General features: G+C 56.3%; 14 protein-coding genes. 7 read left to right on the top strand and 7 right to left on the bottom strand.

The genetic code is table 11. The features are described 5' to 3' along the window. Positions 1-137 precede the first annotated feature (137 nt). From Pla100_RS08090 to Pla100_RS08060, 6 genes are all read left to right on the top strand, one after another. Positions 138-620, top strand: a complete 483-nt coding sequence (locus Pla100_RS08090; protein ID WP_146577135.1) for a hypothetical protein — start codon at positions 138-140, stop codon at positions 618-620. 45 nt (positions 621-665) lie between these two features. Then, the gene (locus tag Pla100_RS08085) at positions 666-1,049 is read left to right on the top strand and encodes a hypothetical protein (RefSeq protein ID WP_146577134.1); all 384 of its coding nucleotides are present in this window, start codon (positions 666-668) and stop codon (positions 1,047-1,049) included. Positions 1,050-1,457: 408 nt separating this feature from the next. Next, positions 1,458-3,821 (top strand): flagellar filament capping protein FliD, encoded by a 2,364-nt coding sequence (gene fliD, locus Pla100_RS08080; RefSeq protein ID WP_146577133.1) that lies wholly within the window; start codon positions 1,458-1,460, stop codon positions 3,819-3,821. Between the two features lie 312 nt (positions 3,822-4,133). Then, positions 4,134-5,348 (top strand): hypothetical protein, encoded by a 1,215-nt coding sequence (locus Pla100_RS08070; protein WP_146577132.1) that lies wholly within the window; start codon positions 4,134-4,136, stop codon positions 5,346-5,348. Positions 5,349-5,405: 57 nt separating this feature from the next. Next, the gene (locus Pla100_RS08065) at positions 5,406-6,689 is read left to right on the top strand and encodes an outer membrane protein assembly factor BamB family protein (RefSeq protein ID WP_146577131.1); all 1,284 of its coding nucleotides are present in this window, start codon (positions 5,406-5,408) and stop codon (positions 6,687-6,689) included. Between the two features lie 168 nt (positions 6,690-6,857). Continuing rightward, a complete protein-coding gene (locus tag Pla100_RS08060) occupies positions 6,858-7,574 on the top strand; it encodes a hypothetical protein (protein ID WP_146577130.1) in 717 nt (238 codons plus the stop codon). A gap of 634 nt (positions 7,575-8,208) precedes the next feature. Here Pla100_RS08060 and Pla100_RS08055 read toward each other — a convergent pair. The 5 genes from Pla100_RS08055 to Pla100_RS08035 all read right to left on the bottom strand — a co-directional run bounded on the left by Pla100_RS08055 (position 8,209) and on the right by Pla100_RS08035 (position 12,543). Further along, positions 8,209-9,027: a methyltransferase domain-containing protein gene (locus tag Pla100_RS08055; RefSeq protein WP_315853453.1), complete on the bottom strand. Its 819-nt coding sequence runs from the start codon at positions 9,025-9,027 to the stop codon at positions 8,209-8,211. Further along, positions 9,024-9,521, bottom strand: coding sequence for a glycine cleavage system protein H (locus Pla100_RS08050; RefSeq protein ID WP_146577129.1), 498 nt, complete (start codon positions 9,519-9,521; stop codon positions 9,024-9,026). Before Pla100_RS08050 ends, Pla100_RS08055 begins: the two co-directional genes overlap by 4 nt. Beyond that, entirely contained in the window at positions 9,518-10,465 is a 948-nt protein-coding gene (gene thiL, locus Pla100_RS08045) for a thiamine-phosphate kinase (RefSeq protein WP_146577128.1), read from the bottom strand. The genes Pla100_RS08050 and thiL overlap by 4 nt, the downstream gene beginning before the upstream one ends. A gap of 116 nt (positions 10,466-10,581) precedes the next feature. Next, positions 10,582-12,009: a hypothetical protein gene (locus tag Pla100_RS08040; RefSeq protein WP_146577127.1), complete on the bottom strand. Its 1,428-nt coding sequence runs from the start codon at positions 12,007-12,009 to the stop codon at positions 10,582-10,584. A gap of 90 nt (positions 12,010-12,099) precedes the next feature. Next, the gene (locus tag Pla100_RS08035; RefSeq protein WP_231602828.1) at positions 12,100-12,543 is read right to left on the bottom strand and encodes a DUF6384 family protein; all 444 of its coding nucleotides are present in this window, start codon (positions 12,541-12,543) and stop codon (positions 12,100-12,102) included. Between the two features lie 193 nt (positions 12,544-12,736). Between Pla100_RS08035 and Pla100_RS08030 the strand changes: the two genes are divergently transcribed. Then, a complete protein-coding gene (locus Pla100_RS08030) occupies positions 12,737-13,984 on the top strand; it encodes a cell surface protein (protein WP_146577126.1) in 1,248 nt (415 codons plus the stop codon). Between the two features lie 301 nt (positions 13,985-14,285). Here the strand turns inward: Pla100_RS08030 and Pla100_RS08025 are convergent, their stop codons facing one another. Both Pla100_RS08025 and Pla100_RS08020 read right to left on the bottom strand, forming a co-directional pair. Then, the gene (locus Pla100_RS08025; protein WP_146577125.1) at positions 14,286-15,026 is read right to left on the bottom strand and encodes a tetratricopeptide repeat protein; all 741 of its coding nucleotides are present in this window, start codon (positions 15,024-15,026) and stop codon (positions 14,286-14,288) included. Between the two features lie 176 nt (positions 15,027-15,202). After that, a complete protein-coding gene (locus Pla100_RS08020; protein ID WP_146577124.1) occupies positions 15,203-15,640 on the bottom strand; it encodes a nucleoside deaminase in 438 nt (145 codons plus the stop codon). Position 15,641 lies beyond the last annotated feature (1 nt).

Here is a 15,641-nt window from a genome sequence, read left to right as displayed (position 1 = left end):
GATCACGCTCACAACGATTCGTCTCGAAATTCGGAAGATCCGAGCCGAAGCTCTCCGACTGAATCAACGGCGGCTGAAAATCCGAAACCCCTCAATAAGTAATTCGGTTTGGCGGTCGTTCAAGGAGGAACGCACAAATGAAGCGTCTATTTGTCATCTTGACAGCGGTTTCGGCGGCGATCGTTGTAGGTCATTCTTCGGCCCAGGCTTTTGGCGGTCATCATCGCGGCGGCGAGCGGGTGGTCAGTTCGCAGGTGGTCAGCGACGTCGCCGTGGGCGAGTCCTACGAAGGCGAAGTCGTTAGCGGCGGCGGCGGGGTTCAAAACCGTCAATACGGCCAGCCTGATTTGTTTTACAACTTTTATACGCAGGGCCCGGCCAATTCGGCCAACGCTCAAATGTACGTAGCTCCGGTGCCGGTTCCCCCGAATGTGGGGCACACGTACTTGACCTACCAGCCTTTTTACCCACACGAATTTCTTTACCCGCACACCGACAAATTTCATAACTATTATGACAACGGTCGTGGGATGAATCGCACCAAAGTCCAGTATTCGACATCGCCGGTGCATTCGGCGGTTAAGAATTTTTACTGGAATGTCTTGCGGATCCCTCGTTAGAAAGTCCGCAACCACCGCTGCCACCCCCATTCCGGAAACACTGTCATGATTCGAAAACTCTTGGTTTGCTTGGTCGTCTTCGTGGCCGTTGAATCGCTGTCGACGATCCAATCAACGGCGTCGGCGAGTGATATTTACGGCATGACCCACGTTTGGAACCTAAATTACGCTCAAAACCGTCCGTGGCACGGGGCGTACTACTACCAAAACTACGGCCAACCGACCGCTTTGGTCGTGCCGCCGACCGCGCACATGCGGCAAACGTACTCGTGGGGGGTCAGCCAAAACCTCAATCACCCGATTTATCATCAATTCGGTCGCAACGCTTCCACGCCGGGTGCCGCACCGGCGGGCATGTTCTATCCGACCCCGAATTGGCCCAGCCACACCGACCAGTTCGGCATCTACTACGTCCGCGGGCCTTGGTAGAGCCTCGTTCGTTGCAGTAGAAGCTCCGGCTAGCGGTCTGTTGATTGAATCGTAACCCGCTGCGTAAGCGAGGGATTGAACGCGATTAATTCCCTTTTGAGTATCCCTCGCTCACGCTTCGGGTTTCGATGAGGACTAAAACAACCGAGCCTAGCCGAACCCGCCATGAGTTTCGGCTAGAACGGCCCATCGCCATCGGAATCATCATTAAAGTCGAAAGCACCCGCTCGGGCCCGCCAGCCTGAGCGGGTGTTTTTTCGTTTACCGACACGCTCGGGGTGGGAAGTGGACCTAGGTTTTGGATGGCAGGTTCCAACAGATTCGTTGGCCTGACTCAACCGACTTTGCCGATAACACTGATAACAGTCAAATCGGCTACGAATTCCGCCTCCCCTGAAGCAATGCCTTATGGGCCGTTTGCAATCTTCCATCGGACTCGTCACCGGAACCGACATTGTCGGCACCGTCGATCAGCTAATGGCCATCAGTGCTCAACCGCGCGACCGATTGCTCCGCAAAGCCCAGGAGATCCAGGGGCAGCAGCAACAGGTCGCTTCGTTGACGGCGACCGTCATCGGTGTGCAATTGGCCGGCAACGGAATCGGCGTGCCGGGCCTATTCCGCAGCAAAGCGGCGACCTCATCGAACGAGGCCGCCGTTTCGGTCAAAACCGGGGATGCGCCAATCAATGGCGAACATCTGATTCGAACCTTGCAGACCGCGGCGACACACAATGTGCAATCGGCACAGCGATTCGACACGAGCGACGAAGCCCTCAACCTAACGGGAAAGATCACGATCCAGCCCAGCGGATTCGTCGATCAAAAAGTTCAATTATCGGGGCTCAACGATGGCCTCGGTGTCCAACCGGGCAAGATCCGCCTGACTGATCGCAGCGGTCAGTCCGCCGAAGTCGACTTGACTTCGGCAAGGACGATCGACGACGTCTTGCAAGCGATTAATGACGCGGACGTTGGAATCAGTGCGACGACCAAGAACGGCAAGATTCGCTTAATCGACCAAACCGGCGCGACGGACTCGAACCTGAAAGTCGAACAACTCGGTAGCGCCGAAACTGCCGCCGACTTGGGCTTGTGGGGCATCGACGAAGCCTCCTCGACGGTCGACGGTAAAGCGATCGATTTGCCCGAGGGAACCAACTCGTTGCGAGGTGCCTCGCTGTCGCAACTCGGCGGAGGCGCCGGATTGACGGGTCTGACAGAGTTCGACATCACACTGTCAGACGGTTCCGAAGCGACGATCGATGTCAGCGACACAAGCTCGCTCGGCGAAGTGATCGACGCGATCAATAACTCCGGCCTGGAGCTCATCGCCCGAATCAACGATGCCGGCAATGGCATTCGTTTACGCGACGTATCCGGTGGCGAAGGATCGTTCGTCATCAGCAGCGACGATGAGACGGCCGCCAAACTCGGTATCGCCGGAACCGCCGAGTCGGACATCATCGACGGCGCTGATTTGAACTTGCAAACCGTGACGCTGGAGACCGAACTCGCGTCGCTCAACCAAGGCCGAGGCGTCGGTACCGGTAGCTTCACGATTCGCGATAGCAGCGGCGCGACGGGCGCGATCAATATTGTTGCCGACGAAATCGAAACGATCGGGGACCTAGTCGATAAGATCAACGGCCTCTCGATCGACGTCACCGCCTCGCTCAACGAAGCCGGCGATGGAATTCAGATCGAAGATACGGCCGGCGGCGTGCTTGAGCTGAAAATCACTGACACCGGTACCGGCAAGGTCGCCGAAAACTTAGGCTTGGCGGGAACCGCGGCCACCAGCACGGCAACCGGCAGCGAAGCGATCACCATCGATATCACGGCCGACGATACCCTGGATTCGATTGTTGAGAAGATCAACACGTCGGGACGGTACGCCGACGCATCAGTACTTGCCAACGACGACGGCACATTCTCGCTGCAGATCCGGTCCAATAAGGCCGGTCAAGCCGGCCGCATCGGCGTCAACACCGAAGGCTTGGACCTGACGTTGCGAACGGTTTCCCAAGCACAAGATGCGGTGATCTCCCTATCAACCGACGGCGGCACCGCACGGTTCCTCAGTTCGAGCGACGGCGTATTCGAGGACTCCGTCACGGGATTGAACCTGACCGTCAAAGAGCTCTCCGACGAGCCAGTCAACATTTCGGTCGAAGACGATCCAGACCGGATTGTGACCGCGATCAAGAGGTTTGCCGATCAGTACAACAAGCTGCAAGACAAGATCAACGAAGTGACCGCCTTCGATGCCGACACCAACGAGGTCGGATTGCTATTCGGGTCCACCGAAACGTTGCGAATGCAAAACGGATACGGCCGGCTTTTGACCAGCCGCATCCGAGGCAGCAGCTTCCAATCGCTGGCCCAGGTCGGTGTTCGTTTGGACGAAACCGGCAAGCTCAAGGTCGACGAAACGAAGCTGAAGGCCGCGTTGGCCGAAGATCTCGAAGGCGTCGAACAGTTTTTCAATCGCAAAGACCCGACTACCGACAAGAACATCGGAATGGTCGGCCAATTGAGCGATCTGGCGGACCGATACGCAGGCACCAATAACGGAATGTTGATCAACAAAACGTTGACGCTCAACAATCAGCTCGACCGGAACGGTGAACGCGTCAGCGCGATGAATTTGCGCCTGGCAGCCCAGCGAGAACGGCTGCTGCAAAACTACTATGCGATGGAAGAAGCGATCGGCAAGATCCAGTCCAATTCCTCCTACGCCTCTGGCATTTCGTACATCGGCTTCGAATAATCCACTAGATCAACCAGCCCGTAACAGCGTGTTGATTTCGTCCTCATCGAAACCCGAAGCGTGAGCGAGGGATACATACAAAGGACTTAATGGTGATGAATCCCTCGCTCACGCTTCGGGTTACGATTCAATCAACACGCCGCTGGCGTCCGATTAACCGCCGCTAACGCGGTACGGCTAATCGAATCAACGAGCCGTGCGGTGACGGAAAGTCACCGCACTTGCCCGACGCGGCATCCCCAGTAGCGAGGTTGTCAATTCTGGTATCATATGCAGCCTGCCCCATGACCGAGGACGGATTCGCGGTCGCGGATGAACTTCATATGCCCGCAATTGAGAACGCTCAACATGATCTTCGACATCTCTCGTCCGACGTGGCTACCGCTCGCGGTGGCTGGGTTTTTTGTTGTTTCATTCCTCGGATCTCCGCCTGAATTGTCGGCCGAACAACCCGGTGAAGCGTCGCCGACGATAGCGGCCGACCTACAAACGATTCTGGCGATCGAAGCCGAAGGCAAAAATTTCGCAATCGCCCAATCGGCGGCCCGCCGACTGAGTGACTTGCCCTCGTCGGAGATTTTCACCGTACTCGAAGCGATGAGAAACGCCGATCCGGTCTCCATGAATTGGTTACGCGGGATCGCCGGGAACATCGTGACGCGATCCGGCGTCCCCAATCAGGATGCTCTTCAAGCGTACATCGCCGATACCGAGCACAGTCCGCCGGGCCGCGCGACCGCGATGATTTTGCTTAAAGCTGCGGCGCCCGATGCGTTCGAGCAACAACTTGACGCAAGCCTCAATGATCCGAGTCTGCTGATTCGGGAGATGGCAGTGGAACGTCAACTCAACCAAGTCGAAGCCTTGATCGACGACCAGCCCGAACAAGCCAAGGCCGCACTGCGTGAGACGTTAGCCGCCGCACGGCATCCGGTTCAATTGGCGAGCGTCCTAAAGAAACTCAACGACCTCGGAGATGAGATCACTACTTCCGAGGCTTTCGCGATGATCGAAACCTGGCAAGTCATCGGGCCGTTCGATAATGTGAGCGGTGTCGGGTTTGATCGCATATATCCGCCCGAAGCTAACTTCACATCGACCGGACGGGTGGATTTGGATGCGTCCTACGAAGGCAAAAACAGCGACGTTAAGTGGCAACCGATCCAAGCCACCGGCAAGGAAGGCAAAGTCGACCTGGCTGCGGCATACGACAAAGAGAAAGGCGCGGTCGCTTATGCTTATACGGAATTCGAATCCGATTCCGATCGCGAAGCCCAGATTCGCCTCGGTTGCATCTGTGCCAATCAGACTTGGCTTAACGGGAAGTTGGTCATGTCCAACGAAGTCTATCACTCAGGTTCAATGATCGACCAATACAACACTGCAGTGCAATTGAAGAAAGGAACCAACCGAATCCTGTTGAAAATCTGCCAGAACGAACAAACCGAATCGTGGGCCCAGGATTGGGTGTTTCAGTGCCGCGTGACCGACCCGACGGGTAAAGGACTGCGACCGGACGGTGAGTAGGCATCTGCCGCTCGCCTTCACTCGATCGAATCCACCTTCCATTTGACAGAAATAATCATGAATCAGTTACTCGCGTTCAAACCACGATCCCGTCGCCAATTCTTTGGTGGTTCCTTGAACCGAACATTGAGCGGCCGAAGTCTTCTTGCGGTGTTTACCATTCTCTGCGCCGGGACGTGCGATGCATTGGAGCCATCATCCGACTGGCTCGGGTTCCGCGGCGATGGTCGCGGCGTCGCGACGGCGGGACCGACCACGCTTGCGATCGGCGACGATGGCAATCGAGCTTGGAAACGCTCCATGCCAGGACGAAGCGTCGCCGGACCGGTCATCGTGGGGGACCTTGTGGTTTCGACGAGTTCGTCCGGCCCCGATGAAGAGGATTTGTTCATCACCGGGTTGAACCTGTCCGACGGTGTGACCCGGTGGGAGCAACGTTTCCGCGCCACCGGTCGCCCCTATTTCCACCCCACCAGTGCCAACGCCGCTCCCTCGCCGGCCAGCGACGGGGAACGGATCGTCGCTTTTTTCAGCAGCAATGACCTGGCCTGCGTCAGCGTCGACGGTCAATTACTGTGGTATCGCGGCCTGGGTCGCGACTATCCCAAGACCGGCAATGACGTCGGCATGGCGTCTTCGCCGGTGATCGCCGGGGACACGGTAGTCGTCCAGGTCGAATGCCAGGGCGATTCGTTCGCCGCCGGGATCGACCTCGCGACCGGTGAAAATCTTTGGCGGATCCAACGACCTGCGATGTCGAATTGGTCGTCACCGGTCGCGCTATCGACGGGCTCGTCGTCACCGACCGTCATCTTGCAATCACGCGAAGATTTAATCGCCGTTGACGCCCGCTCGGGTAAAGTTCAATGGAGTTTCGACGAAGGACGCGACGCGATCGCGTCGGCGACCGTTGTCGGTGATCGTTTGCTGTCCCCCGGCGGGGATCTGATTGCTTACCGGCTCACCGGCAAGAACGAAACGCCGACGGAACTTTGGCGTGAAAATCAGCTCTCCCCGCGAAACGCGAGCGTTGTTTCGGACGGCGAACGGCTCTACTCGCTCAAAGGGTCGGTGTTGTTACGAGGTGATCTGGAAACCGGCGAAATCGTGTGGAAAACCCGGCTTTCAGGTCTCGGCTCGACTTGGGCGACCCCCGTCGTGGCGGAAGACCGAATCTACGTTTTCGACCAAACCGGGCTGGGGTTAATCATCCAAGACGGTGGCGATGAAGCCGAAATCACGACGAAAGTGCAATTGGAAGAGGGTGTTCTGGGAACGCCAGCGCTCGCTAACGGGAAATTGGTCGTCCGCAGCAAAACGATGCTGCATTGTTTCAAATAATCTGAATTTATTGATACAAATAACATGGATTGCGGCGGACATCGTCACCGCTCGGCCATTATAACAGTCACACAATCTTGGTAAGTGCTTCCGTTTTTGCCGACAATGTAAATTGGTTGGCAAGGTTGGGCGGAATCACGATCTATCTCAACGCTTTTGGAGTCCCTCATGAAACTGTCTCGAATGTTTGCTCTGGCCTCGGTTTGTTGCCTCGGTTTGGTCGCCGCCCCGGTATTCGCAACCGACGGTGCGTCGGTTGAAGGCGAAAAAACTTGCAACAGCAAGACTTGCGCGGACAAACTGGTCAGCACCAATGCCAAATCCGGCGAATGCCCCTCGGCGTGTGCCGTTCAAACCGCGATGGCCAAGTTGCCCAAGATGACATTCCTCGTCGGTGACCAAGAAACCTGCTGCAGCGAGTCGGCCGCCGCGTTGGCAAAATCCGCCGAACAACCGATCCAGTACAAGGTTGGTGACGACACCTTCAAAACCGAAAAAGAAGCGTTCACGACTTTGGTGACCAAGACCGAAGCGATGGTTGCCGCCTTCACCACGCCGTCGACCTGCCAAGTTTCAGGCAAAACGACGATCGCCGGAAAGAGCTGCCAGTGCCCCGTCGAAGCCGGAACGTTGGCCAAGAAAGTTGAAGAGGCAACCCAGTTGGTTTCGATGAAGTATAAGGTTGGTGAGGAAACCTGCAGTTGCCCGAATTCGGCCAAAGCCATGGCCAAGGAGGCCGGCGTGACGCCGACCTATGTTGTCAACGGAACCGAGACTCATTGTGAAATGACCGCTCGTTTGACTTTGGCTCGTGCCAAGTACGAAGCCGCCGTGAAGGCACTCGCTTCGACCAACGAAGCCGCCGAAGCCGGTTCGGAATCCTAGTCGATCAAGACACACTGTCGATCAACACGAAACGCGCGATCTTCCGATCGGGCGTTTTTTTTTGCGCACCTAACCAGTAACCGCATACCCCGATTAGCCGATGGGCGTGAGGGCATGTTGATTGAATCGTAACCCGAAGCGTGAGCGAGGGATTCATCGCCATTAAGTCCTTTGTATGTATCCCTCGCTCACGCTTCGGGTTTCGATGAGGACTAAATCAACAGCCCGGTGAGTGAGGGATTCATCGCCATTAAATTCTTTGTATGTATCCCTCGCTCACGCTTCGGGTTTTGATGAGGACTAAATCAACAACCCAGTGAGCGAGGGATTCATCGCCATTAAATCCTTTGTATGTATCCCTCGCTCACGCTTCGGGTTACGATGTGGACTGAATCAACACGTCGTCACGCGTCGGGTTACGATTAGATCAAAATCCCGCAAGCGCTGTTCGGCTATTGACCTCGTAATCGGTCCCAATTGACGAGACCGTCAAAAGTAAAGATTGGTGGAGCCTTGTTGGATTGGTAATCCGAAGTGAAAGTCGGGATTAGGCCAATCGCGTTCAATTCACGCGAATCGCTGCAATCACGGATGCAGCGTGAGTGCCGCGTCGACGGAAAGTCGACACCCCTTTCTATCCACGAAACAACATCAAGTCGGCCGCCAGGGTCACCTTCATCGCGTCGATCGATTCCAATCGCGATTGCTGCGAATGCCTGACGCCTCGATAGGTCATTGCCATCGCGTCGGCGATGGCGTCGGTTTGCAAGTTCACCGCTACGGCCCAGTTGATTTGCTCAACACATTCCAGCCCGACGTCGTACATCTCGTCGACGATGGCCTCTGCTCGACTGCGGCGATGCCCCGATTGCTGAACCCGTTCGCGTAGTTCGATCAAGTCTTCTTCGCCGGGCACTGCCACAATCAAATCCCCGCCCGGTTTCAACGCCCGGCGGATCTCCGTCACCGGTCGGCGACCGAACAGCGAAACAATTCGATCCACACTCGCATCGGCGACCGGTAATACTCGATCCGCGTTGGCCAGCACCCACGTGGCTTCCCGCCAATTTTGGACTGCCAACCGGATCGCCCGTTTGGACAAATCAATGCCACAATAGGATTGCGGAGAATTGCTAAATAGAGCCGGACCGAACGATCCTTCGCCGCAACCGAGGTCCAACGTTCGCTGATCGGGCTCTCCATCGTTCGTCCAATGACGAAGCGTTTCGATCAGTCCGTCGGCGTAACCACGTCGCAACCAACGATGCCGAGCCAAGACCGCTTCATCGCAATCGCCGGGATGTTTGGACTTGCGATCTTGCGGTTGCAATAGATTCCAATAGCCCTGCTTGGCGCGGTCGAAATGATGGCCGGCTTCACAAGTGGCCCCGGATTCGTTGCGTTGCAGAATGTGTTGACAATCTCGCACCGTACAACGCAGTTCAAACATCATTGGTTGGCTTGGCCTTTGATCGTTCGCTGGGCCACTTCCCAAGCTTCGAGGAGGTGTTCTTGGTACTCGGTCGGTGTCAACAAAACATCCCGATCCTTCGCATCGACCTCAAACTCCAACATCCAACCGTCGATGTACGGGGACGCATTGATCAGCGCCGGGTCGTCGAGGACGGCTTGGTTGATGGTGATCAATTGCCCTTGAACGGGCGAAAACAAATCGCTTTCCGCTTTCTTACTTTCGATCGAACCGATACCGCTACGAAGCTTGACCGGGCAAGGCGGTTGGACCGTCCAGTCCAAAAAATAAACATCTTGCAGCAACCTCACCGCGTACGCGGTCAGCCCGAATCGAAACATCGCGGGATGCTCAGGATCGGGTTCGCCGGACGCGGAAATCGGCAGCGCCCACATGTGATTCTTGGCATACTTGTAGTCGGCCGGAAAGCTCGCCTCGAACTCTCCCATCGCGAATGTAAATGAATCACTACTCATGGCGAGACGGTCGCCTCCACATCGGTTTCACCATGGACATACCCCTGTGGAAAGACACGTTCGAGCTTACTGCCGGGGTTTCGTTTCCAAAGTCCGGTGCGTCCGACGACGGTACCGATCCGCGTCACTTGCGTCTCCAGTGCATCGGGTGGTAAGTCGGCAAGGCGTTGCGCGTCGTCTGCGGAAACGGTGAAAATCAATTCAAAGTCTTCCCCATCGCTCCAAGCGTGTTGCAGCGGCGATCGACCGGTCGTTTGAGCCAACTCGTTCGCGGCCTGGGAAATCGGGATTCGTTCGATATCCATTTCGATGCCCACGCGACTGGCCGCGAGCATCCGGTCCAGATCCAAGCTGAACCCGTCGCTGACGTCGATCGCCGCGTGCACGTCGACGTGTTTTCGCAATTGTTCGGCCAATCGAATTCGTGGGACCGGCCGCAGGTGTCGCCCCAGGATACTGCCACCGAGCGAGCCCGAGACGAAAACAGCATCCCCTTCGACGGCGGCACTGCGGAGCCACGGCCCCGTCACCGTTCCGAGCATCGTAACACTGATCGACAATACGCCATCGTAGGTCGATAGATCGCCTCCCGCGATTGCGACGCCGTACTCTTGGCAAGCTTCCAAGATCCCCTCGTAGACTTCGCCGGCGATCTCGGTGGCGTTGTCTTGGGGAAGTGCCAACGTGACTAGCGCGGCGGTCGGGCGAGCCCCCATCGCGGCGATGTCGCTGAGGTTGATCGCGATCGATTTGTAGCCGATCGACGCGAGCGGTTGGGATTCGCTAAGAAAATCCACTCCATCGATGATCTGATCGGTGCAGGCAACCTGTTTCACCTCTGAATCACCGACGGCATAGACGGCTGCATCGTCGCCGATGCCAACGTCGACCTGGGGCAACCCGCGAGTGCGGCCGCGGAGATAGGCGAGGAAAGACTGTTCCATGAATTCAGACAACGAAAAAGCGGGATTCAGAGTAAACGAAAGCCGAACTCCCTTTCGGCAACCATCCATTGTGGCCCGAAGACGCTGAATTGACCACGGCCCATTTCGAGGTTGCGTTACCAGCCCCGTCGATTACGAGAGCCGCGTTGACCGGCGCGGCGGGCGTGATCGCTCATCGCGCCAGCGGCCGCGTGGGCCATCGCATTAATCATCACCTGGGTCATCGGATGGGTGGCGACCGACGTGATCTTGTCCATCGTGGTTGGTCCCCAGCTTTGCAAGCGCCGGATCGATTGCCAAAGGTCCTCGATGTCGGCGGCGTTGCGGGCTCGGTCGACGAATCCGGCGACGTCAAGCGATTCAGAGAATTGACAGTTTCCGCGATCGTAACCAGACGCCCGGAACCGCTGCGTCAAGCGACCGACCGCTTCATAAACTTCCTGTCCCAGTCGAAGTCGTTCGTCACACTCGTCGGTCGTTCGATCGGTGCGAGTCATCTCCGTTTCGATGCCGCGGAGTGAAGCGACGATTTGATCGTCCGTGATCTCGGGCGTTCGCCGCGCCTCTTGCCGCAAGTCATCGGACGTCGATTGCGCTAACATGTTGCGAAAAACACTGATCGCTTCGGCGTGAAATTCACATTGGGGGGCCTCTAAACGTGTCAATTCGCTTTGGGTCGTTTCGCATTGACGTGAGGCTTGATCCAGTTGCGTCACGATCGACTCCCGTTCTTGACGGAGCGATTCGGCCGTTTGGATTTGCGAGAGCAATCCGCACTGCTGAGCGGCTTCATCTCGGTGGCGATCCAATTCGTCCAAGACCGTGTCAAGAGCCAACCGGTCTTCGGCGATCACCGTCCGCATCGTCGCTGGCGTCGTGGTCAGGTAATCGTAGTTGCGTTTGGATTGTGGATAGTCGACTAGTTTCGCGATCCATCGATCCATCCGGCGGTTGACGCCTTTGTGTTCGTACTTCGGAGTTCCGTAATGGCGATCGAGCAAGTAATTAAAAAGACGACACGATTGATATGCCGGCAGTTTTCTCGCGGCGTCTTGGCTGATCTCGTCCAAGTTCGCTTCGGCCCGTTCCAACGCGGCTTCGGCCATCGATGCGTGTTGTGATAACTCGATGAATTGCGGGTTCTCGCGAAGTGCTTTTTCAACTTGGTCGGCAATCTCTTGTTGTTGCTTCTCGGCCTCGTCCAAACGTGTGTTGAGTCGAACGAGTTCGTCTTCGAGGTGGCTGCGGATGCGATTCTGGTCTTGCAAATCCGCTTCGTACTCACGAACGCGATTTTGTTTTCGCAGCAAAATTTCCCGCATCGTCGGACGGATCTCGGCCCACGTTTCTTGGATCGACTCGGGCGTCAGGTCAGGCAGGTAGTACGTCGCCAGCTTGGTTAGCGTGTGCTCACGGTCGTCCTCGAGTTTTTCGCGTTGGACTTCGATTTGGCCCAATTCACCTCGAATCCGTTCCAACTTGGCCGCCGTTTGGTGATAGGCCGAAATCAATTGTTGATGAACATGGGGTCCGGGAATCGGCATCGAGGCAAACCAACAGCAATGAAGAATGAAGCAGGAGCGTCCGGTGAACGGGAAAAAGACACGTATAGGTTAAAGGAACATCCAAGTAGGTTAAAGGAACATCCAAGACCAAGCGACGCCGAGGGCCACCGCCCCTGCGGCAATCCGATAGCGGTTGATCCAACAGTGAGCCAGAAACGTTTGAATACCTTTGGGTGGGCCTTGGTAGACGTGGCGACCGGCGAGATACTGGTCGATCGCGGCGTCGATTTCCGCCTCGGTGACTCGGTCGCCCGACAAGGCCGCCGTTCGCATTAATTTTTCACGAAGGCGGACGCGGACCTCGTCGTGGCGGAACATCTCTTCGGCGGTCTCACGCTGTTCCCGCATCTCGCGGGCGACGTCCATCACACGCAACGTCTCGGCGATCGTCATTTCTTCGCCAGGCATCTTGGTTTGCGCGCGGCGACGGTTCAGTTCCGACATCGATGCCGGCTTCTGAGTCGGGGCGGGAGCCTGGGCCTGAGCGGCGGAACCACCGGGACGTGTCATCATTCGGACTCGGGATTAAGTGAAGGGCCATCAGCGACAAAGCACCAAGATAACCCCAATGGCTGATTGCCTGCTAGCGTTGGGAAGTTTAACTTGTCAGTCTCAGTAAATTGATGGCCTCGACGACGAGGGACAGCCCCTTTTCGGATAGGCGATTCAAGTCACGTGTCTTCCACCGTCATACGAGAATTTGGACATGAGCTCGCAAGCACAAGCCAACGCGCCCGAACCCTCCGCCGCCGCTCAGTCAGCTCCCCCCCGAGAACAGCTTGACACGCGGTCGACTTCGATGCGTGATTATCTCGATCGGGCTCTCGACACGCTCAAGAAGTTCGGAAGCGAAAAAAACGAAGCCCCTCAAGAACTGATCAGCCTGCTCGAAGGCGTCAAGCATCTCGACGAAGCGAAGGTGCTCGCGATCGCCGAGGTGATCAAGCACATGAGTTCGTTCAACGCGTTGGTTCGCGAGAACATCGAAAGCGTCGAAATCGGTAACCGATACATGGACATCACTCAGATGTTCGATTCGATTCGCGACGACAGCAAACGCTTGATCGCTCAGCTCGACGACGGCAAGATCAGTGGCACCGAGAAGGTTTCGAACTGGTGGATGAAAATGCGACGTGGGACACCGAGTGATCGATTCGAACAAATCATCGAAGTCTACGGCGCGGTCGCCAAGGACACGAAAGATGCTTTGAAGACCGAAGAGTTGATCATGGACGCCTACATCGATTTCCGCTTCGCACTCAAAGAAGCCGAAGTCTTGTCCCGTGAGTTACTCGATCAGCAGGTGCCGATCCTCGAAGCGGCCAAGAACGGACTGTCCGACGCGCAGAAAGCTCTTGACGAGTACGCCGGACAAGACGAAGGTGGCAAGAGCCAATTGGAACTGCGTCGCGACGAAGCTCGTCACCGATTCGAAGAAGAAGACAAGACCTACCAACTGCTCAAAGACATCGCCGAAAACTTAGAGATCGGTTACGACGTCGGCGAAACGCTGATCACCAAATTGAAGCAGACGCACGATGTCAAGGAACGCGTCTTCCGCCGTGCCGTGACGTTCTTCACCACGAACGAACATGTCTTCACGATTTTGGGAACGGTCTACACTAGCCAACACGGACTCCACGAGGTCACCCAAGCGACCGAAGCGATGAAGGAAGGCGTTAACAAAGGGCTCGAAGACATCGCAAGTTTGGGACGAGAGCTCGAACGGGCGGCGCTCAAGGCGGGCTACGGCAGCACGATCGATCCGGAATCGGTCCAAAAGCTTGTCGACTCGATCAGCGGTTTCCAAATCGAATCGCTGCAAATGATCGCCGAGCTTCGCAAAGAAAGCGAAGAGAGCACCAAGGCCATCCGCAAGAGCGTCGAAGAGGGTAAGAAGAAGTACCAAGAAACACTCGGGCGTTACGCTCGGGGTGAATCCCTGGTCGGTTGAGGCCGCTTAAGCATCGCGTGAACAATCAGTGGCATAGGCTTCTAGCCTTTTTATATCCCACAAGTCCTCATGTATTGCTCCCCTGCCAGCTCGTCTGGTAGGAAGCCGAGGTGGGCAAGCTAGACATATTCACCCACGAGACGAGCTCGTGGGGGTCAAAAAAGATGTGGGGCATAAAGAGGCTGGAAGCCTATGCCACTTCCCGCGTCGAGTCATGAAGCACGTCTTGCATTTGGGATGCAAGGCGTTTCATGTTGCTTGATGTGAACGCGCTGGTAGTTATACCGTGCGCTCGTGCTGGTCATTCGCCCTGACGTTCATTGACGGTTCTTGTTTTCAATCGAGCCGCATAAACGCGAGCGATGTCGGCCATGTAGTGCGTCAATGGACATTGAGCGGCTCTGGATAGGTGCTTTTCCGCGATCGCAAGGTCGTTTTCGGCGTCGGCGATCAAGCCGATGTAGAGATCGCCGTAGAGCGATGCATTAACATAGCCAGACGTTCCCTGTGTTTTTTTGACCGCTGAATTGATTGCGTCGAAATCGCCCCCGGACAGTCGCTGAAGAATTTCTTTCATAGGGACTCGTGTGTCACCTGGGGCGGGCAACACGATCTTGCGAGCGGTGGCCACGTCGTTCGCTTTGGCCACACATAGAAAATGCCAAGCTGCGTTCTCGACGTCGCGCGGGTTGACGATTCGATGTTTCTCAAACAGGGCTTTGGCATCGTCGAATCGCCCGACGAAAAACAGTGCGATGCCGTGTTGCCAGAGATAGGGTTCCAACTCAGGCCGCATGTCAATGGCTCGTTCGAACTGCGTGACTGCCTGATCGCAATTGCCACCCCGCAGCAACGCATCGCCCAAGCGAACGATCGCGTCGGGGGTGTCGAGCGTTTGATTTTCGAGCGACTCGCGAGCAGCCTGGATTGCGGATTCATGCCGAGCTTGGTGTTCCGCCGATTCATCCGCGTGGGCGGCATCCACGACAACCCACCCGATCAAAAAAGCGACCAGTACAATCACGCGATAGGAACGAATCATCACACACCAACGGCTTGGGGACATGGAAGCCGGCAACCTCCGCCAGCTCGCTCAAAGGTTTGTCAGCATACCGTATCGCCAATGATCATCACAGAAAGAATCGGTCTCAAAGGATTCGCCAGTCGGAGTTGATTGCAAGCCAACACCGCCGGGTCCTGAAAATGGGTTAAGTCTCATCAGGGATGGGGGTTGTCCAGCAAGGCCTGTGCGCATCGGTCAGATTGAACCCCACCGATCACCGAGATCGACTGACCGGTAAGGCGGATCATTTCGACGCATCCAAGTTGAAGCGTTTGGTAGCCTGCCTCCGCCACGGTTTGTCGGCTGGCACCGAACACAATCGCATCGACGTTCGCATTGGCGGCCGTCGCCGTACACATGGGGCAGGGTTCTGCGCTCGATACAAGCACATATCCCGACAGGTTTGGTTTTCCGATCGACCGACAAGCTTGGTCGATCGCATTGATCTCTCCGTGCCGCGAAGGTTTCGACGAACTTTTCACGGTGTTGCATTCGAGCGATAAACGATCACCTTGAAGGGAAAACACTCCGGCCGCGAAGGGGCTTTGCTGGCGCATTATCCCGCGTCGCAGTTCGTCAAGTACCTGGTCCATC

The organism is Neorhodopirellula pilleata (assembly GCF_007859915.1).
Lineage (GTDB): Bacteria > Planctomycetota > Planctomycetia > Pirellulales > Pirellulaceae > Rhodopirellula > Rhodopirellula pilleata.
The sequence above is the reverse complement of the archived record's forward strand: the minus strand, read 5'-3'. Positions and strand labels throughout refer to the sequence as shown.

What these genes read in the sequence shown, in the direction of transcription:
- Pla100_RS08090 (WP_146577135.1), top strand. Translation starts at nt 138, where the DNA reads ATGAAGCGTCTATTTGTCATCTTGACAGCGGTTTCGGCGGCGATCGTT.
- Pla100_RS08085 (WP_146577134.1), top strand. Translation starts at nt 666, where the DNA reads ATGATTCGAAAACTCTTGGTTTGCTTGGTCGTCTTCGTGGCCGTTGAA.
- fliD (WP_146577133.1), top strand. Translation starts at nt 1,458, where the DNA reads ATGGGCCGTTTGCAATCTTCCATCGGACTCGTCACCGGAACCGACATT.
- Pla100_RS08070 (WP_146577132.1), top strand. Translation starts at nt 4,134, where the DNA reads ATGAACTTCATATGCCCGCAATTGAGAACGCTCAACATGATCTTCGAC.
- Pla100_RS08065 (WP_146577131.1), top strand. Translation starts at nt 5,406, where the DNA reads ATGAATCAGTTACTCGCGTTCAAACCACGATCCCGTCGCCAATTCTTT.
- Pla100_RS08060 (WP_146577130.1), top strand. Translation starts at nt 6,858, where the DNA reads ATGAAACTGTCTCGAATGTTTGCTCTGGCCTCGGTTTGTTGCCTCGGT.
- Pla100_RS08055 (WP_315853453.1), bottom strand. Translation starts at nt 9,027, where the DNA reads ATGATGTTTGAACTGCGTTGTACGGTGCGAGATTGTCAACACATTCTG.
- Pla100_RS08050 (WP_146577129.1), bottom strand. Translation starts at nt 9,521, where the DNA reads ATGAGTAGTGATTCATTTACATTCGCGATGGGAGAGTTCGAGGCGAGC.
- thiL (WP_146577128.1), bottom strand. Translation starts at nt 10,465, where the DNA reads ATGGAACAGTCTTTCCTCGCCTATCTCCGCGGCCGCACTCGCGGGTTG.
- Pla100_RS08040 (WP_146577127.1), bottom strand. Translation starts at nt 12,009, where the DNA reads ATGCCGATTCCCGGACCCCATGTTCATCAACAATTGATTTCGGCCTAT.
- Pla100_RS08035 (WP_231602828.1), bottom strand. Translation starts at nt 12,543, where the DNA reads ATGATGACACGTCCCGGTGGTTCCGCCGCTCAGGCCCAGGCTCCCGCC.
- Pla100_RS08030 (WP_146577126.1), top strand. Translation starts at nt 12,737, where the DNA reads ATGAGCTCGCAAGCACAAGCCAACGCGCCCGAACCCTCCGCCGCCGCT.
- Pla100_RS08025 (WP_146577125.1), bottom strand. Translation starts at nt 15,026, where the DNA reads ATGATTCGTTCCTATCGCGTGATTGTACTGGTCGCTTTTTTGATCGGG.
- Pla100_RS08020 (WP_146577124.1), bottom strand. Translation starts at nt 15,640, where the DNA reads ATGGACCAGGTACTTGACGAACTGCGACGCGGGATAATGCGCCAGCAA.